This window comes from Streptacidiphilus sp. MAP12-16 (genome assembly GCF_041262165.1).
Taxonomy (GTDB): domain Bacteria; phylum Actinomycetota; class Actinomycetes; order Streptomycetales; family Streptomycetaceae; genus Streptacidiphilus.
Genome location: NZ_JBGCBY010000025.1, coordinates 80785 through 107392, shown reverse-complemented (window position 1 = coordinate 107392; position 26608 = coordinate 80785). Strand labels below are relative to the sequence as shown.

Annotated in this window: 23 protein-coding genes and 3 tRNA genes; 8 read left to right on the top strand and 18 right to left on the bottom strand. The window is 70.8% G+C overall.

All coding sequences use genetic code 11. The features are described from left to right. Positions 1-78 precede the first annotated feature (78 nt). A tRNA-Asp gene (locus tag ABIA33_RS28355) sits at positions 79-152 on the top strand. A gap of 402 nt (positions 153-554) precedes the next feature. Here the strand turns inward: ABIA33_RS28355 and bldC are convergent. Further along, positions 555-761 (bottom strand): developmental transcriptional regulator BldC, encoded by a 207-nt coding sequence (bldC, locus tag ABIA33_RS28350; RefSeq protein WP_003949541.1) that lies wholly within the window; start codon positions 759-761, stop codon positions 555-557. Positions 762-1489: 728 nt separating this feature from the next. Next, on the bottom strand, positions 1490-2404 hold the full coding sequence (locus tag ABIA33_RS28345; protein WP_370085485.1) for a hypothetical protein: 915 nt from the start codon (positions 2402-2404) through the stop codon (positions 1490-1492). 165 nt (positions 2405-2569) lie between these two features. On the opposite strand from ABIA33_RS28345, the gene ABIA33_RS28340 reads away from it, so the two are divergent. Both ABIA33_RS28340 and ABIA33_RS28335 read left to right on the top strand, forming a co-directional pair. Continuing rightward, complete coding sequence (locus ABIA33_RS28340) at positions 2570-3703, top strand: Glu/Leu/Phe/Val dehydrogenase dimerization domain-containing protein (RefSeq protein WP_370085484.1); 1134 nt, start codon at positions 2570-2572, stop codon at positions 3701-3703. A 355-nt stretch (positions 3704-4058) separates the two neighbouring features. Then, positions 4059-4310, top strand: coding sequence for a DUF3073 domain-containing protein (locus tag ABIA33_RS28335; protein ID WP_370085483.1), 252 nt, complete (start codon positions 4059-4061; stop codon positions 4308-4310). Positions 4311-4491: 181 nt separating this feature from the next. Here ABIA33_RS28335 and purM read toward each other — a convergent pair whose 3' ends face one another. The 3 genes from purM to ABIA33_RS28320 form a co-directional block, all read right to left on the bottom strand. Then, a complete protein-coding gene (gene purM, locus ABIA33_RS28330) occupies positions 4492-5583 on the bottom strand; it encodes a phosphoribosylformylglycinamidine cyclo-ligase (protein ID WP_370085482.1) in 1092 nt (363 codons plus the stop codon). 89 nt (positions 5584-5672) lie between these two features. Then, positions 5673-7256: an amidophosphoribosyltransferase gene (purF, locus tag ABIA33_RS28325; RefSeq protein ID WP_370085481.1), complete on the bottom strand. Its 1584-nt coding sequence runs from the start codon at positions 7254-7256 to the stop codon at positions 5673-5675. Positions 7257-7356: 100 nt separating this feature from the next. Continuing rightward, positions 7357-8208 carry a sterol carrier family protein gene (locus tag ABIA33_RS28320; RefSeq protein WP_370085480.1) on the bottom strand — a complete coding sequence of 284 codons (852 nt, stop codon included), beginning with the start codon at positions 8206-8208 and terminating at the stop codon, positions 7357-7359. Between the two features lie 141 nt (positions 8209-8349). Between ABIA33_RS28320 and ABIA33_RS28315 the strand changes: the two genes are divergently transcribed. Continuing rightward, positions 8350-9213, top strand: coding sequence for a DMT family transporter (locus tag ABIA33_RS28315; protein WP_370085502.1), 864 nt, complete (start codon positions 8350-8352; stop codon positions 9211-9213). On the opposite strand, the gene ABIA33_RS28310 is transcribed toward ABIA33_RS28315, so the two are convergent. The 4 genes from ABIA33_RS28310 to purS all read right to left on the bottom strand — a co-directional run bounded on the left by ABIA33_RS28310 (position 9200) and on the right by purS (position 13491). Continuing rightward, the gene (locus ABIA33_RS28310; protein WP_370085479.1) at positions 9200-10078 is read right to left on the bottom strand and encodes an RNA polymerase sigma-70 factor; all 879 of its coding nucleotides are present in this window, start codon (positions 10076-10078) and stop codon (positions 9200-9202) included. The genes ABIA33_RS28315 and ABIA33_RS28310 overlap by 14 nt on opposite strands. Positions 10079-10286: 208 nt before the next feature. Continuing rightward, positions 10287-12566, bottom strand: a complete 2280-nt coding sequence (purL, locus tag ABIA33_RS28305) for a phosphoribosylformylglycinamidine synthase subunit PurL (protein WP_370085478.1) — start codon at positions 12564-12566, stop codon at positions 10287-10289. Then, the gene (purQ, locus tag ABIA33_RS28300; RefSeq protein ID WP_370085477.1) at positions 12566-13243 is read right to left on the bottom strand and encodes a phosphoribosylformylglycinamidine synthase subunit PurQ; all 678 of its coding nucleotides are present in this window, start codon (positions 13241-13243) and stop codon (positions 12566-12568) included. The genes purL and purQ overlap by 1 nt, the downstream gene beginning before the upstream one ends. Then, positions 13240-13491, bottom strand: a complete 252-nt coding sequence (gene purS / locus ABIA33_RS28295; RefSeq protein WP_370085476.1) for a phosphoribosylformylglycinamidine synthase subunit PurS — start codon at positions 13489-13491, stop codon at positions 13240-13242. The genes purQ and purS overlap by 4 nt, the downstream gene beginning before the upstream one ends. Before the next feature lie 503 nt (positions 13492-13994). Here purS and ABIA33_RS28290 point away from each other — a divergent pair. The 3 genes from ABIA33_RS28290 to ABIA33_RS28280 all read left to right on the top strand — a co-directional run bounded on the left by ABIA33_RS28290 (position 13995) and on the right by ABIA33_RS28280 (position 14762). Continuing rightward, complete coding sequence (locus ABIA33_RS28290; protein WP_370085475.1) at positions 13995-14312, top strand: Lsr2 family protein; 318 nt, start codon at positions 13995-13997, stop codon at positions 14310-14312. 189 nt (positions 14313-14501) lie between these two features. After that, a tRNA-Gly gene (locus ABIA33_RS28285) sits at positions 14502-14573 on the top strand. 113 nt (positions 14574-14686) lie between these two features. Beyond that, positions 14687-14762 (top strand) — tRNA-Gly (locus ABIA33_RS28280). Positions 14763-14889: 127 nt separating this feature from the next. Here the strand turns inward: ABIA33_RS28280 and ABIA33_RS28275 are convergent. The 4 genes from ABIA33_RS28275 to purD form a co-directional block, all read right to left on the bottom strand. Next, a complete protein-coding gene (locus ABIA33_RS28275) occupies positions 14890-15813 on the bottom strand; it encodes a phosphoribosylaminoimidazolesuccinocarboxamide synthase (RefSeq protein ID WP_370085474.1) in 924 nt (307 codons plus the stop codon). A gap of 150 nt (positions 15814-15963) precedes the next feature. Beyond that, on the bottom strand, positions 15964-17502 hold the full coding sequence (locus tag ABIA33_RS28270; RefSeq protein WP_370085473.1) for a N,N-dimethylformamidase beta subunit family domain-containing protein: 1539 nt from the start codon (positions 17500-17502) through the stop codon (positions 15964-15966). A 251-nt stretch (positions 17503-17753) separates the two neighbouring features. After that, positions 17754-19409 carry a hypothetical protein gene (locus ABIA33_RS28265; protein WP_370085472.1) on the bottom strand — a complete coding sequence of 552 codons (1656 nt, stop codon included), beginning with the start codon at positions 19407-19409 and terminating at the stop codon, positions 17754-17756. Between the two features lie 349 nt (positions 19410-19758). Beyond that, positions 19759-21000 (bottom strand): phosphoribosylamine--glycine ligase, encoded by a 1242-nt coding sequence (gene purD, locus ABIA33_RS28260; protein ID WP_370085471.1) that lies wholly within the window; start codon positions 20998-21000, stop codon positions 19759-19761. A gap of 356 nt (positions 21001-21356) precedes the next feature. Here purD and ABIA33_RS28255 point away from each other — a divergent pair, with 356 nt between their 5' ends. Then, entirely contained in the window at positions 21357-22154 is a 798-nt protein-coding gene (locus ABIA33_RS28255; protein WP_370085470.1) for an SLATT domain-containing protein, read from the top strand. Between the two features lie 136 nt (positions 22155-22290). Here the strand turns inward: ABIA33_RS28255 and ABIA33_RS28250 are convergent, their stop codons facing one another. From ABIA33_RS28250 to ABIA33_RS28230, 5 genes are all read right to left on the bottom strand, one after another. Beyond that, entirely contained in the window at positions 22291-22938 is a 648-nt protein-coding gene (locus tag ABIA33_RS28250; protein WP_370085469.1) for a hypothetical protein, read from the bottom strand. A gap of 103 nt (positions 22939-23041) precedes the next feature. Further along, entirely contained in the window at positions 23042-23821 is a 780-nt protein-coding gene (locus ABIA33_RS28245; protein ID WP_370085468.1) for a GntR family transcriptional regulator, read from the bottom strand. Between the two features lie 138 nt (positions 23822-23959). Further along, positions 23960-25321 (bottom strand): aspartate aminotransferase family protein, encoded by a 1362-nt coding sequence (locus tag ABIA33_RS28240; protein WP_370085467.1) that lies wholly within the window; start codon positions 25319-25321, stop codon positions 23960-23962. A 105-nt stretch (positions 25322-25426) separates the two neighbouring features. Beyond that, positions 25427-25891, bottom strand: coding sequence for an N-acetyltransferase family protein (locus ABIA33_RS28235; RefSeq protein ID WP_370085466.1), 465 nt, complete (start codon positions 25889-25891; stop codon positions 25427-25429). A gap of 4 nt (positions 25892-25895) precedes the next feature. Further along, on the bottom strand, positions 25896-26492 hold the full coding sequence (locus ABIA33_RS28230; protein ID WP_370085465.1) for a GNAT family N-acetyltransferase: 597 nt from the start codon (positions 26490-26492) through the stop codon (positions 25896-25898). Positions 26493-26608: the final 116 nt, after the last annotated feature.

Here is a 26608-nt window from a genome sequence, read left to right as displayed (position 1 = left end):
TGGGGCCGGACGGCGGTTCGACCCGGCCCCCCGGAATGGAGTACAGTCTGAGAGTCGCGAAGCACGATCACGCGATATGGCCTCGTGGAGCAGTTGGTTAGCTCGCCACCCTGTCAAGGTGGAGGTCGCGGGTTCAAGTCCCGTCGAGGTCGCGTCGATCAGCCCCGAATCCCAGTGGATTCGGGGCTGATCTGTTTGCACCGGTCTGCTGGGCCCCTCGCTTGGGCCCCTCGCTGCTCCGCCGCCACAACTGTGACGGGGGTCACTTATATTTTCTCGAGACAGCCTCATATTGCCCAGTCTCGCGAGGCTGTTCATTTTATATGTAAAATTGCACACCATTCCCTGCCTCCGCCCAGCGACTCGACAATGGCCGAGATGAGCCTTGCCTGACCGAGAGTCGACATACACATGAAGCCGCACCGAACCCGGCGGAGTTCGGTGCGGCTTCATGCTTTTCAAGATCCTCGAATACTGCGTGCCGATCGGAAGTGCCCGTCGCTGGGGACTACCGACGCAGGAAACGGAGGGAAAGGCTCAGTTCGCGAAGCGTTTCAGGCTTCGCTGCGCTGCTGAGGAATGCCTGCGAGCAGGGCACGCACCTCGGCCTCGCGGTAACGACGGTGCCCACCGAGCGTACGGATCGACGTGAGCTTGCCAGCCTTGGCCCAGCGAGTGACCGTCTTCGGGTCAACGCGGAACATGGTGGCAACCTCAGCCGGCGTCAGCAGCGGTTCGGCATCAGGGGTACGAGCGGTCATGAGCGGCCTCCTCGGGAGAACCGAACCAACGCGGTTCTTTCCTTCAAATTCTGCACCTTGGTCTGCGATGCCCGAAATGGCGCATGCCGACCAAGTCGGTAATAGGACGAACGGCTTGTCCTCGGCACTACAACTACACCATCCGTCCAGCTCCAACGGCCAAACCGTCGGAATTGACCCCTGCGGGTTCAAGCTCGACGGATGGCCATGGACCATGCCATAGCGGACAGTCACCCCAGAGTGACGATCGGTCATGGCATGCCCAGACCCCCCGCTCCCCCCGCGAAGTCTCTCGATCCTCCGTAGATCCCCGCGGATGCGGGCGCAACGACCTACGGTGAGGCTGGTTGTCCTATTTTGACACCCTGAGAGTACTTCGCGTCAACGGTGAGTCACGTCACGTTCGTGGGGTATTGACCCGATCCAGGACTTTGGTCCTATGTGGGCGGGAGATAAGCCCTCGTGCGACGTATGAGGGAAGGATGCCATGCGGCTCTGACACTGGTCTGGTCCAGCCTTGGCGTGAACTGTCGTGGCGGAAGTCCGCCAGCAGATCACCACAGGGTCTCCACCAGATCTCCACGGCACCACCACAGGCGCCGCCAACGGCTGCCACAGGCATCCCAGGCGCCCGCCTGACCCCCGCCTGACCCCGCCGGGTACGCCCTTGATGCACCGGGGCCGACCGGCCGAACCAGCCGTCGGAGACCGCCGGGTCGGAGGCGACCTCAGTTCGCGTACTGCAGTTCCTGGACCCGGTGCCAGCGCTCCGTGACGGCCCGGTACGAGCGCCCAGCCCGCACGCCGTCCCCGTCGCGCAGCGCCGCGATCCCCTCCGCGACCTCCTGCACCGAGTGATCGTCCGCCAGCCCCTCCTGGGGGATGGCGTGCACCAGGCCGCCGTAGTCCAACTCCACCATCGAGCGCGGGTGGAACTCCTCCAGCCAGCGGCCGACTTCCTCGACGCCGGCCACCAGCGGCCCCTCGTCCAGGCTCTCCCTGAGCACGCGATAGCCGCGAGCGACCCGGCGCCGGGCCTGCGCCATCGGCGTCCGGTAGCGCAGCACCGGCGCGGTACGGCGCTTCGCGCCCCCCGACTGCTCCGGTGCGACCCCTTGCTCCAGCTGTCCGGGTGCGAACTCCCGTTCCTCCGCCCCGAACAGCAGGAACCAGCGCACCGGCACGTTCCAGGTGCTGGTGAGGATCCACGGCCGCCCGTCCGGGTTCTGCGCCCGCCAGCGCTCCCAGTCCGCCTCCGCCTGCTCCCGCACCAGCGGCGGCACCACGGCGTCCAGCAGAGGGCGCGGCAGCAGCTCCTGGAGCCCCTCCAGGGCCAGCCAGCTGCGCAGCCTGGTCCGCCACGGGCAGAGGTAGGTCACCCCGTCCGCCTCGTGCACGAAGGCGTCCCGGCTCTCCTGCTCGGGGACGGCCATCGGCGGCACCGCGATCAAGTCCGCCAACCGCCGCTGGGCCTCCTCCAGCGCCGTGGCCCCAGCCAGCCCGTCGGGCCCGCGCCGCGCGGCGGCATAGCCCTGCCAGTACGACCGCTCGGGCTCCCGGAAGGCAGCCAGCGGCTCGTACACACGCAAGTAGGCGGCGTAGGGAGGTCGCACCGAGGTCCGCAACGTAGGCACGTCTCGCATCGTCGCACGGCGCCCGCCCCGTGCGGCCCGGAAGCGCGGGCTCCGCACCGGACAGCCCGATCCGGAGCCCGCTTCCGGCGCCGCCGCACGGAGTCCTAGGCTTCAGGTACCACGTCCGCACCACAGCAGCGGACGCAATTCGACAATGACAATGGAGTCACCACCGTGACCGATGTCAGTGAACGTTCCGGCGTACTGCACCGGATCTTCGCTTCGGAGTCCGACGCGGCCCCCGGCGACAGCCACGAGCAGGTCGTCCTGTGCCACGATCGCGACAGCGGCCTGAAGGCCGTCATCGCCATCCACTCGACCGCCCTGGGCCCCGCCCTCGGCGGCACCCGGTTCCACGCGTACGCCTCCGAGGAGGAGGCCGTGCAGGACGCGCTGAACCTGGCGCGCGGCATGTCCTACAAGAACGCCCTGGCCGGACTGGACCTCGGCGGCGGCAAGGCCGTGATCATCGGGGATCCCGCGAAGATCAAGACCGAGGCCCTGCTGCGTGCCTACGGACGCTTCGTGCAGTCCCTGGGCGGCCGCTACGTCACCGCCTGCGACGTCGGCACCTATGTGGCCGACATGGACGTCGTCGCCCGCGAGTGCGACTACGTCACCGGTCGCTCGCCCGAGCACGGCGGTGCCGGGGACTCCTCCGTGCTGACCGCCTTCGGTGTGTTCCAGGCTATGCGCGCCTCCGCTCAGCACCGCTGGGGCGACCCCTCGCTGGCGGGCCGTCGGGTCGGCGTCGCCGGCATCGGCAAGGTCGGCCACTACCTGGTCCAGCACCTGGTGGAGGAGGGCGCGCAGGTCGTCGTGACGGACGTCCGCGAGGAGGCCGTCAACCGTGTGCGCGCCGCTCACCCGGGCGTGGAGGTGGTCGCCGACGCCGAGGCCCTCATCCGGGCGAACCTGGACGTCTACGCCCCCTGCGCGCTCGGTGGCGCCCTCAACGACGCCACCGTTCCGGTGCTCACCGCCGCCGTCGTCTGCGGCGCGGCCAACAACCAGCTGGCCCACCCCGGCGTCGAGAAGGACCTTGCCGACCGGGGCGTCCTCTACGCGCCCGACTACGTGGTGAACGCCGGTGGCGTGATCCAGGTGGCGGACGAGATCGGCGGCTTCGTCTTCGAGCGGGCCAAGGCCAAGGCCGCGAAGATCTTCGACACCACGCTGGAGATCTTCGCCCGGGCCCAGGCGGACGGCGTGCCTCCGGCCGTCGCGGCCGACCGGCTCGCCGAGCGCCGGATGGCCGACGTCGGCCGGCTGCGCTCGATCCTGATCCCGGGTAGCCGGCGCGGCTGACCGGCCGCACGCCCGCTGACCGGACCGGCTAACAGGAACGTCGTTCTCACCTCATGGACCCATCCGGGGCATATCCGCTGCCCGGACGGGGGACAATCGTCCCGGAGCGGCCCCTTCCGGCGCTCCGGGACGACTCCTGCGAAAGCCACCCATTACCCATGTGACCTGCATCGATATGGTCACAACCGGGATCCGGATGCAGCATGTCGTACGGGCGGCGTACCGTACGGCGCTGGAAGCAGGTACCGTTATTGCTCTAAGGACCGACCCTCTCACTCCGGCGAGGGGTCGTTCCTCATCATGAACGCGTGTCAAGACTCGGGGCCATGAGCCCCGTCGTTGAGGGGGTCGAGCCATGGGGCGCGGCCGGGCCAAGGCCAAGCAGACAAAGGTCGCCCGCCAGCTGAAGTACAACGGCGGCGGTTTCGACCCGTCACGCCTGGCCAACGAGCTGGGCGCATCGTCACCGAGGGAACCGGTCAATCCGGAGCCGCTCGATGACGACGAGGACGACGACGATCCGTACGCCTCGTACGCACAGCTGTACAACGGCGAGGATGACGAAGAAGAGAACGAGGCTGCGGGCCACGCCCGTAAACACGCCTGACCTCTTGCCTTTACGTCGAGCCGAAGAGCCGATACCGGGAGCACCCGGGTCGGCCCTTCGGCGTCTCCCGACGAAGTCCTCGCCTCCCGAGGAGGTCCGGCCCGATGAGGTCCGGTCGGGACACGCCCGGTCGCAAGACGCCGGGGAGCGGCCGTCACCCGGCCGCACCCCGCCGCCATCGCTACGCGTAGCTGCCGTACAGGGCCGCGCCGCCGCTGCCGCCCCACTCGCCGCCGCGCTCGACGATGTCGCCGAGCAGCCAGGCCTCGACTTCGCGGTCCTCCAGGACGGCCAGCACGGCATCGACGGACTCCGGCGGGACCACGGCGACCATGCCGATGCCCATGTTCAGGGTCTTCTCGATCTCCAGCGTCTCCATGCGACCGACCTGGGCCACCGTCTGGAAGACCGGCAGCGGGGTCCAGGTGCCGCGGTCCAGGCGGGCGTGCAGCCCGTCCGGGATGACCCGGGCCAGGTTCGCCGCGAGGCCGCCACCGGTGACGTGGGAGAAGGCGTGGATCTCGGTGGCGCGGGCCAGTGCCAGGCAGTCCAGGGAGTAGATCCTGGTCGGCTCCAGCAGTTCCTCACCGAGGGTCCGGCCAAACTCCTCGACCGGCCGGTCGAGCTTCCAGCCGGCCTGGTTCAGCAGCACGTGCCGGACCAGTGAGTAGCCGTTGGAGTGCAGACCGGAGGCGGCCATGGCGATGACCACGTCGCCGGCCCTGACCCGCTCCGCGCCGAGCAGCGCGTCGGCCTCGACCACGCCGGTGCCCGCGCCCGCCACGTCGTACTCGTCCGGGCCGAGCAGCCCGGGGTGCTCGGCGGTCTCGCCGCCGACCAGCGCGCAGCCGGCCAGGACGCAGCCCTCGGCGATGCCCTTGACGATCTGCGCGACCCGCTCCGGGTGGACCTTGCCGACGCAGATGTAGTCGGTCATGAACAGCGGCTCCGCGCCGCAGACGACCAGGTCGTCGACGACCATGCCGACCAGGTCGTGGCCGATGGTGTCGTGCTTGTCCATGGCCGCGGCGAGCGCGACCTTGGTGCCCACGCCGTCCGTAGCGGAGGCCAGCAGGGGCCGCTGGTAGCGCTTGAGCGCGCTGGCGTCGAACAACCCGGCGAAGCCGCCGAGGCCGCCGACCACCTCCGGACGGGTGGCCTTGCCGACCCACTGCTTCATCAGCTCGACGGCGAGGTCTCCGGCCTCGATGGAGACGCCTGCGGCGGCGTAGGTGGCGCCGGCCGTCGTACCGGGGGTGGTCTGGTCGCTCACGAGAACGGCCCTTTCAAAGGTGTGGTGACTCTGGGACGGCTCGGCTCGGTGAGGCCGCCGTGACGCCGCAGCGACGCCTCGGCGACGGCTCAGGGGCGGCGCAGGGCGTCGGCGGCGCCGATACCGCCGAGCAGGGACTGCACACCGTCGGCGTCGGAGCGGTTCTTGCCGCCTCCGCGTACCGCCGGGGGCTGCCCGGCCGAGGCGATCTCCGCCTCCAGCAAGTGCTTGCCGAGCAGCTGCGGGTCGGGCAGCTCCATCGGGTACTCACCGTCGAAGCAGGCACAGCACAGCCGCTCCTTGGGCTGGTCGGTGGCCTCGACCATGCCCTCGGTGGAGATGAAGGCGAGCGAGTCGGCGCCCAGCGAGGCTCCGATCTCCTCCACCGTCAGGCCGTTCGCTATCAGTTCGGCACGCGTCGCGAAGTCGATGCCGAAGAAGCAGGGCCACTTGATCGGCGGCGAGGAGATCCGGATGTGGACCTCGGCCGCTCCGGCCTCGCGCAGCATCCGGACCAGGGCGCGCTGGGTGTTGCCGCGCACGATCGAGTCGTCCACGACAACCAGGCGCTTGCCCCGAATGACGTCCTTCAGCGGGTTGAGCTTGAGCCGGATGCCCAGCTGCCGGATGGTCTGGTTGGGCTGGATGAAGGTGCGCCCGACGTAGGCGTTCTTCACCAGGCCCGAACCGTAGGGGATGCCGCTGGCCTCGGCGTAGCCGATGGCGGCCGGGGTGCCGGACTCCGGAGTCGCTATCACCAGGTCGGCGTCGGCGGGGGCCTCCTTGGCGAGGCGGCGGCCCATCTCCACCCGCGACAGGTGGACGTTCCGCCCGGCGATGGTGGTGTCGGGGCGGGCCAGGTACACGTACTCGAAGACGCAGCCCTTGGGCTTCGACTCGGCGAAACGCGAGGTCCGCAGGCCGTTCTCGTCCACGGCGATCAGCTCGCCGGGCTCGACCTCGCGGATGAAGGACGCGCCGACGATGTCCAGGGCGGCGGTCTCCGAGGCGATGACCCAGCCGCGCTCCAGTCGGCCGAGGACCAGCGGGCGGATGCCCTGCGGGTCGCGGGCCGCGTAGAGGGTCTGCTCGTCCATGAAGACCAGCGAGAACGCGCCCTTGACCTTGGGCAGGATCTTCCGCGCGGTCTCCTCTATCGACAGGTCCGGATAGCCGGCGAGCAGCGCCGTCACCAGGTCGGTGTCGTTGGTGACCGCGGACCGCCCGGAGCGGGAGACGTGCTGGTCACCGGGCAGCTCGGCGACCATCTCGGCCAGCTCGGCGGTGTTCACCAGGTTGCCGTTGTGGCCGAGCGCGATGGAGCCCTGCGCGGTGGCCCGGAAGGTCGGCTGGGCGTTCTCCCAGGTGGAGGACCCGGTGGTGGAGTACCTCGCGTGGCCGACGGCGATGTGGCCGAGCAGCGAGCCGAGGGATGTCTCGTCGAAGACCTGCGAGACCAGGCCCATGTCCTTGTAGACCAGGATCTGGGAGCCGTTGCTCACTGCGATGCCCGCGGACTCCTGTCCGCGGTGCTGCAGGGCGTACAGCCCGAAATAGGTGAGCTTGGCGACCTCTTCACCGGGGGCCCAGACACCGAAGACACCGCAGGCGTCCTGGGGGCCCTTCTCGCCGGGAAGGAGGTCATGGCTGAGTCGTCCGTCACCGCGTGGCACGAGACCAAGTCTAGGGCAGCCGGAGGCAACCAGCCGAACGGGGGACAACCGCTGGTCACAGACCACGCAGCGGACGCGCGTAGACCCGCGCCGAAACGGCTCAGCCCATCACGGGGAGTAGCGACGAAAGATCGCTGCGCTCGCCGCTGGCCGTGAGTTCCGCCACTTCCCCGTCCTGGCCGGTGGCCTGCGCCCAGCTGGTCCGGCCGGTCGCCAGCCGGATCCAGGGCAGCGGCGCGGTCTCGACGACGTTGGGCGGCGTGCCCCGGGTGTGCCGTGGCCCGGCCACGCACTGGACCACGGCGAACGGAGGGATGCGCAGCTCGACGGCGCCGCCGGGGGCCTGCTCGGCGAGCGCGTCGGCGAGCAGGCGGGTGGTCGCCGCGAGGGCCTGACGCTCGTGCGGGAATGCCTCGATTCCCAGGGCGGCGGCGAGGTCGTCGCCGTGCACGACGGTCTCGACCAGGCGGGTGACCAGGTAGTCGGTGAACAGCATCGGCCCGAAGCGGTTCGGGATGCGCAGCTCGGGGGCGTAGTCGCCGGCCTCGGCGAGGATCTTCAGGGTCCGGTCGACGGCGGTGTCCAGGGCCGCCGCCACCTGGGCCGGCGTGCCGCCGAACGCCTGCTCGGCCTGCTGCTGGGCGTAGGTCGCGATGGCAGGGGCGGCGGTGCGAGTGGCGGACACCCAGCCGGTAGGTGACAGCAGCTCGCCCTCGGCCGGCAGACCGAGGTTCTGCGACACGGAGTCGAAGACGCTGCCCAGGTGGGCGACCAGCTCGCGGATCCGCCATGCTCCCAGCCGGGTCGGCGCGGCGAGCAGCGCCTCGGCGTCTGCGTTCGCACACAGGCGGTGGACGGCCGTGCGCAGTACCTCCGCCTGCGCGGCGAGCGCGGCGCGGGTCCGCGCCGGATCGTAGCTGCGGGCGCGGGGACGGCGGGCTGCTGGCGGCATGTCAGCGAGAGTAGGCACGATAAGCGCTTGTGGCCAGGGCTTTCCGGCGGCGACGCTGCTGGGGTGACCACTGAACGAGCCGCCGCGCCGACCGATACCCCAGCCGCTCCCGGCTCCGCCGGCGCGACCTCGCAGACGACCTTGCTGGCCTCGGTCGCGGCCGGGGTGACGGTGGTGCTGTGGGCGTCGGCGTTCGTCGGCATCCGGGCCGCCGGGCACGCGTTCCAGCCCGGGCCGCTGGCGCTGGCGCGACTGCTGGTCGGCAGCCTGGTGCTGGGTGTGATGGTCGGCGTCCGGCGCGAGCCGTTCCCGGCGCGGCGGGACCTGCCGGGCATCTTCGCCTGCGGGGTGCTGTGGTTCGGCATCTACAACGTGGGGCTGAACGCCGCCGAGCGGCTGGTGGACGCGGGGACGGCGGCGATGCTGGTCGGCGTGGGTCCGATCCTGATCGCGCTGATCGCCGGGGTGGTGCTGCGGGAGGGCTTCCCGCGGGCGCTGCTGCTGGGGATGGCGCTGTCCTTCGGCGGCCTGCTCGTGATCGGCCTGTCCTCGTCCAGGGGCGGCGGCTCGGTGGGTTGGGCCGCGCTGCTCTGCTTTGTCGCGGCACTGGCGTACGCCAGTGCGGTGGTGATCCAGAAGCCATTGCTGGTACGGGTGTCGGCGCTCCAGGTCACCTGGCTGGCCTGCACCGTCGGCGCGGTCGCCTGCCTGCCCTTCGCCCCGGCGCTGGTCCACGAGACGGCGCACGCCCATGCCTCCGCGCTGGCCTGGGCGGTCTACCTCGGTGCGCTGCCCACCGCCGTGGCGTTCACCACCTGGGCGTACGCGCTGGCCCGCACCAGCGCCGGGCGGCTGGGCGTGACCACGTACCTGGTGCCGCCGATCTCGATCCTGCTGGGCTGGCTGATGCTCGGCGAGGTCCCCTCCGGACTGGCCCTGCTCGGCGGCGCGCTGTGCCTGGCGGGCGTCGCGGTCTCACGCCTGCGCCGCCTCAGGGCGCGGTGACCTGCCGGAGCTTGTCGGGGTTGCGGACGAGGCGCAGGCCGGTGATGCCGGTCTCGTCCAGCTCCAGGACGAACACGCTGTCGGGCACGCGGCCGGAGGTGACCAGCAGGCCCGGCTGGCCGTTGACGTCCACCGAGTGGACGGCCAGGTCGGGCAGCGGTGTCGCCAGGACGCCGAGAATCCAGCGGGCTGCCTTGTCTGCGCCGACGATGGGCCGCAGTGCCGCGCGGATCTTGCCGCCACCGTCGCTCCACACCGTGACGTCGGGGGCGAGCATCTCCATCATCCGGTTGAGGTCGCCGCCGACGCAGGCCGCCAGGAATTCGTCGGTGACCTGCCGGCGCACCCCGGCCGGGGCCTCGTACCGGGGACGGCGGGCCTGGACCTGCGACCGGGCGCGGTGGCCGACCTGGCGTACGGACGCCTCGGTGCGGTCGAGCATCCCGGCGATCTCGGCGAAGGGAAAGCCGAAGACCTCCTTGAGGATGAACACCGCACGTTCGAGCGGGGAGAGGGACTCCAGCACGACCAGCATGGCCAGGGAGATCGCCTCGGCCTGCTCGACCTCGCCGCTGGCGTCGGGCCCGGTCACCAGCGGCTCCGGCAGCCACGGTCCGACATAGGACTCCCGTTGCACGGCGGCCGAACGCAGCCGGTTGAGCGACAGGTTGGTGACCGTGCGGGCCAGGTAGGCACGGGGCTCGGCGACCGTCGCCAGCTCCACCTTGCTCCAGGTCAGCCAGGCGTCCTGAAGGATGTCCTCGGCGTCGGCGGCGCTGCCCAGCATTCGGTAGGAGATGCCGAACAGCACGGACCGGTGCTCCTGGAAGAGCGCGAGGGCGTCAGCGGCTGCGTCGTCGGTCACGTCCTGGAAGTTATCGCACACAAGCAGGGATCTCGCAGCGGTCCCGGGTGAGGCGGTTCTCGGTTACCGGCGGTGTCGCCGTCCATCGGTACTGACAACCCGTCAGACGGGATCCGCCCGGCTGTGAACGCCGCTGCCCCCGGCGGCCACGTGGTCGGCGGGGGCAGCGGAACAGCGGCGCTGGGTGGCGCCGCAGGGCTGAGCGGGCTCAGCCGAGGAGCGACTCGATGACGCCGGTGTGGGCGTCGCGGAGCTCGGCCAGGGACAGCGTGAACTGGCCCTGGACCTCGACGGTGTCGCCGTCCACCACGCCGATGCGGGTGGCGGGGAGGCCCCGGACGCCGCACATCTCGGTGAAGCGCAACTCCTCGCTGCGCGGGACGGAGACGATGGCGCGGCCCGCCGACTCGCTGAACAGGAACACGAACGGGTCGAGGTCCGCGGGGACCACCAGCCGGACGCCCTGCCCGCCGCGCAGCGAGCTCTCGGTCACCGCCTGGATCAGGCCGCCGTCGGAGAGGTCGTGCGCCGCGTCGATCATGCCGTCGCGGGAGGCAGCGATCAGGATCTCGCCGAGCAGCCGCTCCCGCTCCAGGTCCAGCTTCGGCGGCAGACCGCCCAGGTGGTCGTGCGCGACCTGGCTCCAGGCCGAGCCGCCGAGCTCGTCCGCCGTGTCGCCGAGGAGGTAGACCAGCTGGCCCTCCTCCGCGAACCCGATCGGCGTGCGCCGGTTCACGTCGTCGATGACGCCGAGGACCGCGACGACCGGCGTCGGGTGGATGGCGACATCGCCGGTCTGGTTGTAGAGGGAGACGTTGCCACCGGTCACCGGGGTGCCCAGGATCTGGCAGGCGTCGGCGAGACCGCGAGTGGCCTCGGCGAACTGCCACATCACGTCCGGGTCCTCGGGGGAACCGAAGTTGAGGCAGTCGGAGACCGCGAGCGGCTTGGCGCCGGTCGCGGCGACGTTGCGGTAGGCCTCGGCCAGAGCGAGCTGCGCGCCGGTGTAGGGGTCGAGCTTCGCGAAGCGGCCGTTGCCGTCCGTGGCGATGGCGACACCGAGGTTGGTGTCCTCGTCGATGCGGACCATGCCGGAGTCCTCAGGGGTGGCCAGCACTGTGTTGCCGAGCACGTAGCGGTCGTACTGCGAGGTGATCCAGGACTTGTCGGCCTGGTTCGGCGAACCGACCAACTGCAGTACGGCGGCCCGCAGTTCGTCACCGCTCGCCGGGCGCTTGAGCCGCTCAGCGGTGGGCGCGTCGGCCTGCAGCGCGTCCTGCCAGGAGGGGCGGGCGAAGGGGCGCTGGTAGGTCGGGCCGTCGTGGGCGACGCTGCGCGGCGGCACGTCCACGATCTGCTCGCCGTGCCAGAAGATCTCCAGCCGCTCACCATCGGTCACTTCACCGATGACGGTGGCGATGACGTCCCACTTCTCGCAGATCTCCAGGAAGCGGTCGACCTTGCCGGGCTCGACGATGGCGCACATGCGCTCCTGCGACTCGCTCATGAGGATTTCCTCGGGCGAGAGGGTCGCGTCGCGCAGCGGGACGGTGTCCAGCTCGATGTGCATACCGCCGGAACCGGCGCTCGCCAGCTCGCTGGTGGCGCAGGAGAGGCCGGCTCCGCCGAGGTCCTGGATGCCCAGGACCAGCTTCTCCTTGAAGATCTCCAGGGTGCACTCGATCAGCAGCTTCTCCTGGAAGGGGTCGCCGACCTGCACTGCGGGGCGCTTGGTCGGGCCGCCGTCAGCAAAGGTTTCGGACGCCAGGACGGACACGCCGCCGATGCCGTCGCCGCCGGTGCGGGCACCGTAGAGGATGACCTTGTTGCCGGCGCCGGACGCTTGCGCGAGATGGATGTCCTCGTGCTTCATCACGCCCACGCACAGCGCGTTGACCAGCGGGTTGCCCTGGTAGCACGAGTCGAAGACGACCTCGCCGCCGATGTTGGGCAGGCCCAGGCAGTTGCCGTAGCCGCCGATGCCCGCGACGATCCCGGGCAGCACCCGCCGGGTGTCGGGGTGGTCCGGGGCGCCGAAGCGCAGCGGGTCCATCACGGCGACGGGCCGGGCGCCCATGGCGAGGATGTCGCGGACGATGCCGCCGATGCCGGTGGCCGCACCCTGGTAGGGCTCGATGTACGAGGGGTGGTTGTGCGACTCGATCTTGAAGGTGACCGCGTAGCCCTGGCCGACGTCGACGACGCCGGCGTTCTCGCCGATGCCGACGAGCATGGCGTCCGTCCCCGGCGTTCCGACAGCCGGCTTCTTCTCGCCGAACTGCTTGAGGTGGACCTTGCTCGATTTGTACGAGCAGTGCTCCGACCACATGACCGAGTACATGGCCAGCTCGGCACCGGTGGGACGGCGGCCGAGGATCTCGCGGATACGCGCGTACTCGTCAGCCTTGAGACCCAGTTCGACCCAGGGCTGCTCGACGTCGGGAGTACCGGTCGCGTGCTTGACGGTGTCGAGGTTCTTGATCGACATCAGGCGCTCACCAGCTGCTTGAGGATCGAGGTGAAGAAGGCCAGGCCCTCGGTGCCGGGCCCGGTCAGCGGCTCGACCGCGTGCTCGGGGTGCGGCATCAGGCCGACGACGTTCCCCGCGGCGTTGCTGATGCCGGCGATGTCCCGGTACGAGCCGTTGGGGTTGACGTCCAGGTAGCGGGCCACGACGCGGCCCTCCGCCTCCAGCGCGTCGAGGGTGCGCTCGTCGGCGACGAAGCGGCCCTCGCCGTTCTTCAGCGGGACGGTGATCTCCTGGCCCTGCTCGTAGGAGCTGGTCCAGGCAGTCTGCGCGTTCTCGATGCGCAGCTTCTGGTCGCGGCAGACGAAGTGCAGGCTGTCGTTGCGGGTGAGCGCTCCGGGCAGCAGGTGCGACTCGCAGAGCACCTGGAAGCCGTTGCAGATCCCGAGCACCGGCAGGCCCGCCTTGGCCTGCTCGATGATGGTGTCCATCACCGGGGAGAAGCGGGAGATCGCTCCGCAGCGCAGGTAGTCGCCGTAGGAGAAGCCTCCGGGCAGCACGACGGCGTCGACCTGGTGCAGGTCCTTGTCGCGGTGCCAGAGGGCGACCGGCTCGGCGCCGGCCAGACGGACGGCGCGCTGCGCGTCGCGGTCGTCGAGCGAGCCGGGGAAGGTGACGACGCCGATGCGTGCGGTCACTTCTCGGCCTCCACCCTCACGGTGAAGTCCTCGATGACGGTGTTGGCGAGGAAGGTCTCGGCGGCCTCGCGGATGCGGGCGAGGGCGGCCTCGTCGACCGGCCCCTCCAGCTCCAGCTCGAAGCGCTTGCCCTGGCGGACGTCCGCGATCCCGGCGAAGCCGAGGCGCGGCAGCGCGCGCTGCACCGCCTGGCCCTGGGGGTCGAGGATCTCCGGCTTGAGCATGACGTCGACAACGACGCGTGCCACGGGTACTCCCGGTGATGTCTGGTGCGGGGGGCGGGGGCGCCCCGGTCCCGAGGGGGAGTCCGGTGACGCCCCTCTCACTCTACCGGGGGACCGCAGGTTCCTTGGATGGTCAACCAGGGTGACGCGCGTAGAACAGGGGTGGCGTGCGGAGGTTCACACAAATAGTTACTGCCCGGTAGGGGCATAAACCGGCGGCCTCGCGCGCCGGAAATTGCCTCTTTCGCCACATTCCTGCGCGCATTACCAGCCGGGCCGCCCGGGCGTCCAGAGGTTTCGATCAGGTATCGCAGAGGTCTCGAACCGACACGGAATATCGACTCGAAAAACTTGCCTCTTCGATTTTGACGCAGTTTAGGGGCAGAATGGGCTCACCGGTCGCAGCCCTTGGCCCGCGCCCGGTCGGCAGCGGCGTCCACGCCCTCGTGGACCTCAAAAACGTACCTCCGACCTGCGGGTTCTCGCCCGTGCTCCGGCTCAGGCAAAACCCAAGAGGATTGGCATCCATGGCTCAGCGCGTAGTGGTAACTCTCTCTGACGACATCGACGGAGGGGCGGCCGAGGAAACCGTCCACTTCGCCGTCGACGGGAAGTCGTACGAGATCGACCTGTCTGCCCGAAACGCCGAAAAGCTGCGCAACGCGCTCGCCCCGTATGTGGCGGCCGGCCGCAAGCAGAGTCGTGGCGGCAAGGCGCTCCGTCGCACCGAGGTCGCGCCGGACCCGGCGACCGTGCGTGCCTGGGCGCAGTCGCGGGGCATCGACCTTCCGGCGCGGGGCCGGCTGCCCAAGCACGTGTACGAGGCGTTCGCCGAGGCGAGCTGACGGTCGGTCGGCCGCTCGGTCGACACGGCGCATTGCTGTCGCATCGCCGTGGGACAAAGCGGACTTTCGGCTAAGTAACCCCCAAATCGCCCAACCTCGTAGATCACCGCCCGATGGATGGGCTAGTGTTCTCTTCAGCGGAACACGCCGGAGACGGAAGCCTAACGGCCAGGTCAACGGGGTGGGCTCGCAGGTGTAGCTCAGTAGTAGAGCGCTCCCCTTCCAGGGGAGAGGCGCAGTGTGCAATCCCTGTCACCTGCTCAACTCGACGGTCCGAAGGGCTGGCGCAAGCCGCCCATGGGATCAGGTAGAGTAGAGCTCGCCAGAACGGACCGGAGGCCGGTAGGCCGAAGGAAAGCGAAGGCGAACACCATGCGGACGTGGCTCAGTTGGTAGAGCATCACCTTGCCAAGGTGAGGGTCGCGGGTTCGAATCCCGTCGTCCGCTCCAGTTGTGAAGGGCGCACTCATCAGAGTGCGCCCTTTGTTGTTTGCTCACACGGACGCCGGGTGCCGACGTCGGCACCGCCGATCCGCTGCCGCCAGGTTGCCGTGGCGGCAGCGGATCGGATCCGGAGTCAGGCCCAGGTCTGACCGGTGAGGCGCTCGTACGCCTCCACGTACTTGGCCCGGCTGCGGGCGATGATGTCGTCGGGGAGCGGCGGCGGCGGCTCCTCCGAGTGGCGGTCCCAACCCGACTCCGGGCCGGCGAGCCAGTCGCGGATGAACTGCTTGTCGAAGGAGCGCTGGGTGCGGCCCGGCTCCCATTCGTCCGCCGGCCAGAAGCGCGAGGAGTCGGGGGTCAGCACCTCGTCGCCGATCACCAGCTGCTGCTCGTCCGACCTCTCCGCCGGGTCCGCGGCGAAGCCGAACTCGAACTTGGTGTCGGCCAGGATGATCCCCCGGTCGCGGGCGATGTCGCGGGCGCGCCCGTACACGGCGAGGGTGGTCTGCCGCAGCTGTGTCGCGGTCTCCGCGCCGACCCGGCGGGCGACCTCCTCGTAGGGGACGTTCTCGTCGTGCTCGCCGACCTCGGCCTTGAGCGCCGGGGTGAAGATCGGGGCGGGCAGCTCCGAGCCGTCCACCAGGCCCTCCGGAAGGGCGATGCCGCAGACGGTTCGGTGCTGGACGTACTCCTCCAGGCCGGAGCCGGTGAGGTAGCCGCGGGCGACGCACTCCACCGGGAGCATCTCCAGGTTGCGGCAGATCAGGGTGCGGCCCGCCCAGTCGGCGGGCGCCCCGTCCGGGACCTCGGTCGAGATGACGTGGCTGGGCACCAGGTCCGCGAGGCGGTCGAACCACCACAGCGACAGCTGGGTGAGAATGCGGCCCTTGTCGGGGATCTCGCTGGGCAGCACCCAGTCGAAGGCGGAGGTCCGGTCGCTGGCGACCATCACCAGCTGACCCGCGTCATTGCGATAGAGATCGCGAACCTTGCCGGTGTGCAGATGGATCAGGCCGGGCACCTGCACCGGCTCGGGCTTCTCGACGAATCCGCTCAAGATGTGTCCCTACGACGTGGATGGCGCGAAAGCGCCTCGAAACAAGGGTGGTGGTGGGCGACGGGAGAGTGACTGCAGCGCTCGGGATGGGGGGTGGCCGAACCGAGTCTTTCACAGCACCTTCCCCGCACATCCGGTCAGTACGGCCGGTCAGTGGACCTGGTAGTGGACCTTGCAGATACGATCCAGCAGATTCGCGGTGGCGCGCTGGACCCGTTCGTCGGTGTGCCCCGGGCGGTCCAGTGCCGGGGACCAGGCGAAGGTCCCGCTCGCGAACACGTACGCACCGCTGGGCGCGCGGTACAGCGAGGTCTCCTGATGCCGGGGCGCGCCCTTCGCGTCGACGTAGGGGGAGTGCGCGAGCAGCGTCCGCTCGATGTGGGCCGGCAGGGCGACCCGGGGGAAGTAGCGGTCGGACTCCCCCGCCACCAGGCCGGGCAGCTCGTCCCCGTCCTGCAGCCCGGTGCCCTCCCAGAGCCAGTGGTCCGTGTTGCGGACCACCATCGGGACCGGCTCCGGCACCCGTCCGGCGTACTGAATGCCCATCAGATGCTGTTCCGGGGAGCCGAGATCGCGCCACAGCACGGAGGGTGCGGCGCCGCCGGAGGCGTCGGCGTGCCGCTGGCGCTTGCGGCAGGTCAGTAGCCGGTCGGGCTCGCCGTTGACGCCGGGGTCCAGCTCGACCTGCCAGTACATGCTGTTGGCGCTGAGGAAGACCAGGGAGGTGCCGCCGTCACGGCCGTCCTCCACGGCCTGGCGCATCGGCGCTGACCAGTACTCGTCATGGCCGGGGAAGACCAGTCCGCGGTAGCGGCACGGATCGACCCGGCCCGCATGCAGGTCGGTGGCGTTGGCGTAGGCGAGGTCGTAGCCGTAGCGCTCGGCCCAGCGGATGAAGTCGTAGGCGTGGCCGACGTGCAGCGGCAGACCCGCTCCCGCGTAGGGGCGGTCGAACGAGACCGTGGTGGCTGCCTCATGCTCGCCGAGCAGCTCGCCCTTCTCGTTCCACGCGTGGTAGAGGCTGGCGCCGGTCCTGCCGTCCTCCGGGTAGAGGTTGTAGGCCTGCCAGGTCACATCGGGGAGCAGCAGCAACAGGTCCGCAGGCTTGTTCGCGCGGACCGTGAAGGGGATGTGGCTGCGGTTCCGGTGGTCGGCGGTGGTGAGGACCGCGACATAGGCGCCGGGGCTCCAGTGCGGGGGGATCTGCAGCCGCCAGGACATCCACCAGTGGTGGCAGGAAACCGTGCGGCCGGCCACCAGGGGGGCGGGCTGGATCAGTCCGGACACCCGCGGGCTGGCGGCGACGTGCCGCGCCCCCGCGCCGCCGTAGTGGCCGATCCGGTAGACGTCGACGGTGAACTCCTGCGCGGCGGTGACACTGACCCGCAGATCCAGGGAGCCGCCGGGGTCGGTGGCCGCGGCGGCGAAGCCCTTGATCTGGCCGCGCACGTCGTCGGAGGTGCGCGGGCGGCCGAGGGCGGGGCGTTGCTCGGCCTCGGGTGGCTGCCGGGCTCTGGGGAGCTGGCCCTGCGCCTGGCCCAGGTCGACGTACCAGGGGACCATCAGGCCGCTGTCGTCGAAGTACTGGTCCGCGCCGCGCAGCCACGGCAGGGGGCCCTGTCCGAACGGATCGGTGGCTCCGTGTGCGAGCGCCCCTGACTCCCAGCGGCGGCTCTGCTCCGCGCTCACGCTCCCCTCCCCTGGCTGCTTCCTGCTCGCCCGCCGCTGTCGCGGGGTGCGGCGGCGTGGACCGGTGATGCTGTGACGTGTTGGTGCTGTGACTGTTGTTTTGAGTGAGGTGGGCTGACGCTCCCTCATCATGACCGACTGTCACGGAGAGCAGCCGTCGGCTCACCACACGTGCACTCATCGTACGTGCTGACGGCCCGTCACAGCAGTGGTAGGCGTGCCCGGATCGGGGTCGCGGTCGGCCCCTCCGGTCAGGGCAGCCCCACGGGCTTCTCCACCCGGATGCCGATCTCGTCCAACCAGGCGCGCAGTGGCCGGTCGTCGCCGTGGTCGACGGCAAGGGCCACGGGCGCTGTCAGGTCCGCCCGGCGCACGCCGTCGACGAGCAGGACCGGGCCGTCCAGCCAGTCGAGACCGGCCTCTGCCGCGCCGCTCTCGACCGCGGTGCGGCAGACCAGTGCCACGAGATGCTCGCCGAGCAGGTCGCGGCCGGTCCTGGGGGGCTGCAACTGCACGGCGGGCTGGACGAGTTCGGCTGTGGGGTCGGTGAGTCGACGGCTGGTGAGCGCGGCAGCCAGCTCCTCGGCGGCTCCGTCGCGGAGGCGCGCCAGCAGGCGGGCGAGGGCCGGCTCGCCGACGCGCTCGCGCTCGGGGGGCGTGGCGCTGTCGAGGACGGCGATCAGCTCGTCGGCCTGGGTCCGCCAGACCCGTTCGACCACGGCCCGGGGATAGTCCAGCCAGTCGACCGGCGACCAGTGGGCCGTGGCGCTGTCCAGGTCCGACTCGGGTCCGCCATCGCCTCCGGCGGCCGGGCCTCCGTGGAACAGCCGGGCAGCGAGCAGGGACACCGCCTCGTCCACACGGCCCGGCTCCTCCAGCAGGTCGCAGGCGGGGCGCTCGCCGAGACGGGTCTCGAAGCCCTCGGCGAGCCGGTCGCGGCGGGACAGCTCGGTCAGGGCGGCGACCACGCCCGCGTCCAGGCGACCGGGCCAGCGGCCTATCCGCCAAGCGGGGAGCGCGACCCGGGTCAGCAGCCGGTCCCAGCCCGCGTAGGCGAGACCGACCTGCTCCTGGGCCGCGATCCGCAGCCCGTAGTCGACCTGTTTGGCCTGTTCGGAGGCCCAGGCCGCGACGGCCCGCTCCATCTCGGCGGCGTGACCGCGGCAGCGGCGGAGCAGCAGCGCCGAGGTGCGGCCGAGCAGTGACAGCGCGGGACGGTGCCAGGGCGGGGCGCTCCCGCGGTCGACCGCGAGGCCCAGGGTCGCGTCCAGACCCCTGACGAAGCGTCGGGCGGCGGCGATGTCCGGGTCTGCGGAGCAGGCCGTGCCGGCGACGACGGGGGCGAGCAGCGCCCGGAGCTCGGCGACCCGCATCCACCACAGGAAGGGCGAGCCGATGACCAGGGTGGGCGCGGGCGGCGCGGCGGCCTCCCGGCCCAGGGTGTCGGCGGCCGGGTCGGCGGCAGGCGGCGCAGAGGCGGGGGCGGGCGCGGCGGCGGTGCCGGGAAGCGGGTCCTCGAGCCAGCTGTCGCAGTCGGGAGTGAGCGCGATCCGGGCCGGCGCGGGGACCTCCATGCGCTCGGCGAGGTCGCGGACCAGCCGGTAGAGCTCCGGCGCCTCCTGCTCGGAGAGGTACACCGCCGGGGTCTGCGGGGGCCTGGCCCGGAGCACCGCGAGGGCGAAGCCGAGGGCGCAGAGCAGCACCGCCACGGCTATCACGGACAGCACCCAGCGGGCCGCGTCCCAGTCCGCCGCGTCGGCGGACCCGGCCGCGCCGAGGTGCCCGGTGACGCCGCCCGCGACGAGCACGGCCGCGACGGCGGCCGGCAGCGCGGTGACGGCCACGGCGATGCCGCGGACGTGCAGCACAGCCTGTGCGCGGCCGCGCGCTGCTTCGACACCGGCCATGTTCGGTCACCCCCTGCCGCTGACTCGACTGAGCCCGGGTCGTCTGTGAAAGTGACGACGAGTATCCCGGGCCTGGTGTTCCAGGAAGGGTCCGGAACCACTCGGATCAGTGATTCCCTCTGGACCGCAGCCTCCCCCCTCGACGCATGGTGTACCCGCTGCGGGCGCCCTGCCGATGGGCGGAGGCGGCGCGGTCCTGGGCACCATAAGGCCGGATGCGGGTGGACGTCAGCCGGATGACGTTCCCGTCACTCGAAGGATTGGGTCCTTGGGACTGTTCGCCCTCGGCACGGGAGTGCTGCGGCGCAGGGGGCGCGTTGGTCCTAGTGGGTTGCCCGGTGGAACGCCGTCAGACGGCGGCGGCGATGTCGGTGCGGTGGTGCGAGCCGGCGAGGGTGATCCGGGCGGTGGCCGCGTAGGCGCGCTCCCGGGCCTGCGGGAGGTCCTTGCCGGTGGCCGTGACGGAGAGGACCCGGCCGCCGGCGCTGAGCACGGCGCCGTCGTCCGCGAGGACCGTGCCGGCGTGCAGCACGTAGGCGGTGCCGTCGGCGGCCTCGGCCTCGGCCAGGCCGGTGATCGGGTCGCCGCTGCGGGGTGCCTCGGGGTAGCCCTCCGCGGCGATGACGACGGTGACGGCCGCGCCCTCGCGCCAGCGCAACGTGGGGAAGTCGGCCAGGCGTCCGGTGGCGGCGGCGTGCAGCAGGCCGTTCAGCGGGGTCTTCAGACGCGCCAGGACCACCTGGGTCTCCGGGTCGCCGAACCGGGCGTTGAACTCGATCACCCGGACGCCGCGCGAGGTGATGGCGAGACCGGCGTAGAGCAGTCCGGAGAAGGGGGTGCCACGGCGGCGGAGCTCGTCCACGGTGGGCTGGAGGACGGTCTCCATGACCTCGTCGACGAGCTTGGGGTCGGCCCAGGGCAGGGGCGAGTAGGCGCCCATGCCACCGGTGTTGGGGCCCTCGTCGTTGTCGTAGGCGCGCTTGAAGTCCTGGGCGGGCTGGAGCGGGACGACGGTGGTGCCGTCGGTGACCGCGAAGAGGGAGACCTCCGGGCCGTCCAGGTACTCCTCGATGACCACGCGCTCGCACGAGGCGGCGTGGTCGAGGGCGGCCTGCAGGTCGGCGGTGACGACGACGCCCTTGCCCGCGGCCAGGCCGTCGTCCTTGACGACGTACGGCGCGCCGAACGCGTCGAGGGCGGTGGCCGCCTCGTCCGCGGTGGTGCAGACGTAGGAGCGCGCGGTGGGGACCCCGGCGGCCGCCATGACGTCCTTGGCGAACGCCTTGGAGCCCTCGAGCTGCGCGGCCCTGCCACTCGGCCCGAACACCGGGATGCCGCGTTCGCGCACCGCGTCGGCCACACCGGCGACCAGAGGCGCCTCCGGACCGACGATGACGAACTCCGCGCCCAGCGCCACGGCGAGCTCGGCGACGGCTCCGCCGTCGAGCTGGTCCACCGGGTGGGTCTGCGCGACCTGGGCGATCCCGGCGTTGCCGGGGGCGCAGTGCAACGCGGTGACATCGGGGTCGAGGGAGAGTGCGCGGCACAGGGCGTGTTCGCGGGCTCCGCCGCCGATTACGAGGACGTTCACGGGACTGAGCCTAGTGCCTCGCGATCGGCGGTCGGACTGAGGCCTCAGGAAGGTCGAGATGGCGGACAGTTCCGTACAAATGCGGTGGCGGTCAGGTACGCTCCTGCGGGCCACCCACCCGAACGGGTGAGAGTGTGCGGCCCGGGCCATGGGTGCTCGTCAGGGCATTTAGCGGCTCTTTCGGACCTGAATCCAAGTGGAACGGCCCCATGGTCAGCCATTTGGCGGTAAGAAGTGGTGCTTGGAAGCTGCCGGCACACGGCCGGTACGGACCATGGAGAGCTGAGGGCAATGCTTGTGTCAGTGGCTCCTGGGACGATCGGGCCCGATGGGCCGAAGGACAGGGAGTTCCCACGGTGAGCCAGCCCGAAATGCAGCCAGAAGAGAGTCCCTGGGGTACCGAACCCGGGGTGGACGAGCAGGTGACCGTCCCGTCGCCGCAGTCTCCCAAGTCGCGACAGGTGGTCTCGAAACGGAGCGACCTGAGCATCCGGCAGTTCCCGCTCGGTGACTGGGGCGAGCCGGCGGAGCGGCTCGAGGAGCTCTATCGCTGGTCGGAGGAGCGCGCGGTCGAGGCGATCGACTGGTACCAGCGCGACCGGCGCTGGAAGCGGCGGGGTGCGCGGCTGCTGCGCGTCCTGACGGCGCTGCTGGCCGTGGGCGGCGGAGTGCTGCCACTGGTGGACCTCACCGGCGTCTGGCACGGCGCCGGCCGGTGGGGGTACGTGTTGCTGCTGCTCGCCGCCGCGTGTCTGGCGGCGGACCGGGTGTTCGGCCTGACCAGCGGCTGGATGCGGGACATCAGCACCGGACAGGCGCTGCAGCGGCGGCTGGAGGCGTTCCAGTTCGACTGGGCCTCGGAGTGCGTGCGCGAGGTGCTCGGCCCGACCGAGGGAACCGCGAGCGAGGCGGCCGAGCGCTGCCTCGGCGTGCTGCGCCGCTTCTGCGAGGACGTCTCCGACATGGTCCGGACGGAGACCTCGGAGTGGATGCTCGAGTTCCGCGCCTCGATGAGCCAGCTGCCGACACAGGCGCCGGGCGTCTGGGGCGGCCGCACGGAGGGTTCCGGGGCGCAGGTGCGGGTGCTGCCCGTGCTGGGCGGTGGCCGTCCGACGATGCCGCGGCAGCGCCCGCCGGAGTCCCCGCTGAGGTGAGCGGGAACCCTGAGGGTGAGGGGAGTCCCCCGGCGAGGGGTGACGGGTTTCAGGGCGCGGACGGGTCTCGTCCGCGCCCTGTGCGGTTGTCCCGGTGCGGTTGTCCCGGTGAAGTTGTCCCGGTGCGGTTGCGGGGTCAGGCGAAGACGACCATCGAGCCCTGGCCGAGCGCGCGGACGGCGGCGGCGTGCAGCCCCGTCCAGGCGTGGCGTTCGCGGGCGAAGGGCCCGGCGTGGTCCGGCGGCGGGTAGGCGGGGCCTTCGAGCGTGGTGGGGGCGACCGGCCGCACCGGGACGGGCGGCAACTGGTGGTCGATGCCGATCCACGGTGCCACGGCTTCGAGCTCACGCAGCAGGCCGTGCAGCGAGCCCAGCGGGCCGCCGGTCGCCAGCAGCGCGTCGTCCACGACGGGGTACTTGAAGTCGACCGGCACGTACGCCCCGGCGTGGTCAAAGTGCCAGACCAGGTGGGACTGCTCGGCGGTCTCCTCGAACATCTCCAGGAGCTGTTCGTAGTCCCCGCCGAGCTCGTCCACCGGCGTCACGTCGAGGTTGGTGAACTGGAGCAGGTAGGCACGGCGCAGGAAGTGGAGGGACTCGTAGTCGAAGGCGGCGATGGGTTCCACCTCGCCGCTGAGCCCCGGCATGTAGTGGTACACCGGCACCTCGGGCAGGCCGTGCGCGGCGAGCGAGGCGTTGTAGATGTCGAGCTCTTCGGCGAACGGGTTCTCGGGGCTGTGGACGAGTACGTCGACGAGCGGGACGAGCCAGATATCACAGGCCACGGGCACTCCTGGGTGCTGACGCACCGGTTGCGGCGACGGTTTGGGCGTTCTGTGGAGCTTTTCGATGGAGCTTGCTGCACGATAACGCGCCGCGCGGCCGCGGTCAGGAGGTCGCGTCGGCCTCACGCGGGGCCGGGACCCCGGGGCCGGGCACCTCCGGCAGGTCGTCGTAGCCCGGGAGGTCGTCGCCGGCGCCCTCGCCGCAGAGGACGGACATCTGCTTGAGGGACTGCCGGTTGTAGTCGATGAGCATCCGGTGCACGGTGAGCCGGTCCCGGGCGAGCAGTCGCTCGGTGAGTTCCTGGTGGCCGGACCAGCAGTAGTCGGCGATGTCCGCGCGGCCCCTGAGATAGGGAGCGGCGAAGATCCAGTACTGGATCCGGAGCCAGTCCAGGTAGTCGGTGACCTTGCGGTTGCTGATGAACCCGGCCAGCTCGCCCCAGAACCGGCGGTCGCAGCCCACCAGCACGTCCAGCTGCCCGGCGCGGGCGGCACGGGCGGCGGCGTCGGCGCGGCGCTGCAGCGACGGCGCCCGGTCCCAGTCGATCGTGCTCATCCGGCCGCTCAGGCGGCGGAACATGCCGTCCGTGACCAGGGCCCTGGCCTCGACGATCTCGACGAAGTCCGCCCAGGCCAGCAGCGGGACGGTGAAGCCGCGGTTGTGCTCCATCCAGAGCAGGTCCTGCGCGGTGAGGTTCACCAGTGCCTCGCGGACCGGGGTGGCCGACACCCCGTACAGGTCGGCGATCTCCTTGACGGTGAAATGGGTTCCGGCGGGGAGCCGACCGGCCATCATCTCGTCACGCAACGCGCCGGCGACCTGCTCGCGCAGGCTGCTGCGGCGGACCCGGGCGCGAGGGGAGGCGGGCGCGTCGTACGGCATGCCGGCCCTTCCTCGGTCGGGTGCTGTGACGATCATCCAGCTGGGACGATCGTCCAAAAGGTAACAGTCACCCAAGACTACGGTCCCGAACCCGTCGGTGAGGACGAATTCGGGACCGGCGAGGTCTAGACCTCCGGGTTACACCGTGTGGGCGTCGGCGAGGGTCAGCACCTCGTCGAGGATGGCCAGACCCTCCTTGACCTCCGCCTCGCTGCTGTTGCACGGCGGCACGACGTGCAACCGGTTCATGTTGACGAACGGCCACAGGCCGCGCTTCTTGCAGGCCGCCGCGAGCTCGGCCATCGGTGCGTTGGCGGCGCCGGCCGCGTTGTACGGGGTCAGCGGCTCACGGGTGGTGCGGTCCCGGACCAGCTCCAGCGCCCAGAACACGCCCAGACCGCGGACCTCGCCGATGACCGGATGCCGGGTGGCCAACTCGCGCAGGCCGGGGCCGATCACGTCCTCGCCCAGCTTCCTGGCGTTCTCCACGATGCCCTCCTCGGCCATCGCGTTGATCGTCGCCACGGCGGAGGCGCAGGCCAGGGGGTGTCCGGAGTAGGTCAGGCCACCGGGGAAGGGACGCTCGGCGAAGGTGTCGGCGATGGCACCGCTGATGGCCACGCCACCGAGCGGGACGTAGCCGGAGTTGACGCCCTTGGCGAAAGTGAGCAGGTCCGGGGTGACGCCCCAGTGGTCGGCGGCGAACCACTCGCCGGTCCGGCCGAAGCCCGCCATGACCTCGTCCAGGATGAAGACGATGCCGTAGCGGTCGCAGATCTCGCGCACCCCGGCGAGGTAGCCGGCCGGCGGGACGAGGATGCCTGCGGTGCCGACGACGGTCTCCAGGATGATCGCGGCGACGGTCTGCGGACCCTCGAACGCGATGGTGTCCTCCAGGTGCGCGAGCGCGCGCTCGCACTCCTGCGCCTCGTTCTCGGCATGGAAGTTGGAGCGGTAGGCGTAGGGGCCCCAGAAGTGCACGATGCCCGACACGCCCGTCTCGTTGGCCCAGCGGCGCGGGTCGCCGGTCAGCGCGATCGCATTGGCGGTGGCGCCGTGGTACGAGCGGTAGGTGGACATGACCTTCTGGCGGCCGGTGTGCAGGCGCGCCATGCGGATGGCGTTCTCGTTGGCCTCGGCGCCGCCGTTGGTGAAGAAGATCTTGTCGAGGTCGCCGGGGGTGCGCTCGGCGACCAGCCGCGCGGCCTCGCTGCGGACGTCGATCGCGAAGGCCGGGGCGAAGGTGCAGAGCTTTGCGGCCTGCTCCTGGATCGCGGCGACGACCTTGGGGTGCTGGTGGCCGATGTTGGTGTTCACCAGCTGGGAGGAGAAATCGAGGAAACGGTTGCCCTCGTAGTCCCAGAAGTACGAGCCCTCAGCGCCTGCGACGGCGAGGGGGTCGATCAGGGCCTGCGCGGACCACGAGTGGAAGACGTGGGCACGGTCGGCGGCCTTGACGGCCTGCCCCGCTGCGGAGTCGACAGAGATAGAGATGCTCATGCTGCAGAGCGTACGGAGCAGGCCGGGCCACTGAAACCGACACCCTGTCCATGGATGGAGCCGCAGGGCGACATGGTGTCAGGGCGGCCTCGTACCCGGTCGGCCTCAGCTCTGCGGCGCCATGCTGTAGGTCAGGAACACCGTGCGGGTGGCATGGCGGTCGTAGACGGCGCGCGCCCGGTAGTTGTTCTCCGCAGTCGTCCAGCGGACGGCGGCCCAGCCCTCCTCGGCGGCGATCCGGCCCAGCTCGACGAGCAGCGCGTCGGCCGCGCCGCCGCCCCGGTACGCCGGGTCGACGAAGAGGTCGTCCAAGTAGCCGCTGGTGCCGCGCAGCGGCGCGTCGAACTCGCGGTAGTGGGCCAGGCCGACCGGCAGGCCGTCGGCGGAGCGGGCGACAATGCAGCGGGTCTCGCGGGCCGGGTCCTGGATCCAGGACCACACGCGGTCGTAGTCGGCGCCGGTCAGCGGCACCTCGTAGAAGGCGGCGTAGCCCGCGAAGAGCTCGCGCCAGCGCGCGTGATCCTCCGGGCGGACCGGGGTGATCGTCAGCTCCGGCTGGGTTTCTGACATGGGTTCAGCCCTCCGAGAGTCGTGCGGCCAGGCGGGCCTTCGCGGCCGGCCATTCGTCGGTCAGCATCGAGAAGTAGACGCTGGAGCGCCAACTGCCGTCCGGCCGCAGCCGGTGCCTGCGGAGGACACCCTCCGACCGGGCGCCGAGGCGGGCGATGGCGTTCTGGGACCGCTGGTTCAGGTGGTCGGTCTTCCACTGCACCCGGCCCATGCCGAGGTCCTCGAAGGCGTGCGTGAGCAGCAGCAGCTTGGCCTCGGTGTTCACGGGACTGCGCCAGAACGCGCGTCCGTACCAGGTCCAGCCGATCTCCAGCCGCTCGTCGACCGGCTCGATCTCGAGGTAGGTGGTCCAGCCGACGGCCTTGCCGCTGCCGAGGTGGATCACCGCGAAGGGGAGGAAGGCAGGCCCCGCGCCGAGGATCGTGGCGGCGATCGCGCGGAGCTCGTCCTCGGTGCGCGGGGTCGGGACGGTGAGCCAGCGCCAGACCTCGTCGTCGTCTCCGCCCGCGGCGAAGAGCTCGGGGATGTGGTCGAGGGTGAGCGGTTCCAGGCGGACGTGGCGGCCCTGGAGAACCACGGGTTCAGGTGTCTTTGCAGGCATGATCAGACTGTAGGGAAAGTTTGAACTAAGTGCAATGTAATTCTGTACTAGTGCAAATACGGTCAGGCGGACAGCAGAACGGCCCCCACCGGGCGAGCGGCGGGGGCCGTACCTGG